This window comes from Mycobacterium sp. 1245801.1 (assembly GCF_001673055.1).
GTDB classification, from domain to species: domain Bacteria; phylum Actinomycetota; class Actinomycetes; order Mycobacteriales; family Mycobacteriaceae; genus Mycobacterium; species Mycobacterium europaeum_A.
On sequence record NZ_LZKY01000236.1, the window covers coordinates 1 to 781 of the forward strand.

Consider the following 781-nt stretch of genomic DNA (forward strand, 5'->3'; position numbering starts at 1 on the left):
GAGGTCTACGACCGGTACATGAAGTACCTGACCGGCTGCGCGAAGTTGTTCCGTGCGGGCTACACCGACGTCAATCAGTTCACGCTGGAGAAGTAACCGGCCCAGTAAAGCAATCGGCCCCGAACGGTTCACCGTTCGGGGCCGACTTGTCCCGCCCTACTTGACCAACGTGAATTGCCCCACATTGGTGACACCCTTGCGGAAGAAGTTCTCGCAGCCGGTCAGGTACTTCATGTACCGGTCGTAGACCTCCTGGGACTGGATGGCGATCGCCTGCTCGCGATTGGCCTCGAGTGCCTCGGCCCACAGGTCCAAGGTCCTGGCGTAGTGCAGCTGCAGCGACTGGACGCGGGTCAGGTCGAAGCCCGCGGTCACTCCGTACTCGCCGACGGTCTGCGGCGTCGGCAGCCAACCGCCGGGGAAGATCTCGGCCAGGATGAACTGCGAGAACTGCACGATTTCGTGGGTCAGCTTCAGGCCCTTGGCCCGCGCGTCTTTGAACGACGGCCGAACGATGGTGTGCAGCAACATCACTCCGCCGGGCGGCAGCGCCTGGTAGGCCATTTTGAAGAAGCGGCCGTAGCGCTGCCGGCCGAAGTGCTCGAACGCGCCGATGGACACGATGCGGTCCACGGGCTCGTGGAACTTCTCCCAGCCCTCCAGCAGCACCCGCCGGCTGCGGGGGGTGTCCATCTGATCGAAGGACTGCTGCACGTGCTCGGCCTGGTTTTCCGACAGCGTGAGGCCGACGACGTTGACGTCGAACTTCTCGATGGCCCGC

Annotated in this window: 2 protein-coding genes; one reads left to right on the plus strand and one right to left on the minus strand. The window is 63.8% G+C overall.

From position 1 onward, the window contains the following. The coding region (locus tag A5622_RS29210; RefSeq protein WP_197507913.1) for a class I SAM-dependent methyltransferase at positions 1-96 on the plus strand (96 nt) is incomplete at its 5' end. 60 nt (positions 97-156) lie between these two features. Here A5622_RS29210 and A5622_RS15300 read toward each other — a convergent pair. Continuing rightward, the coding region (locus A5622_RS15300) for a class I SAM-dependent methyltransferase (protein WP_066879601.1) at positions 157-781 on the minus strand (625 nt) is incomplete at its 5' end.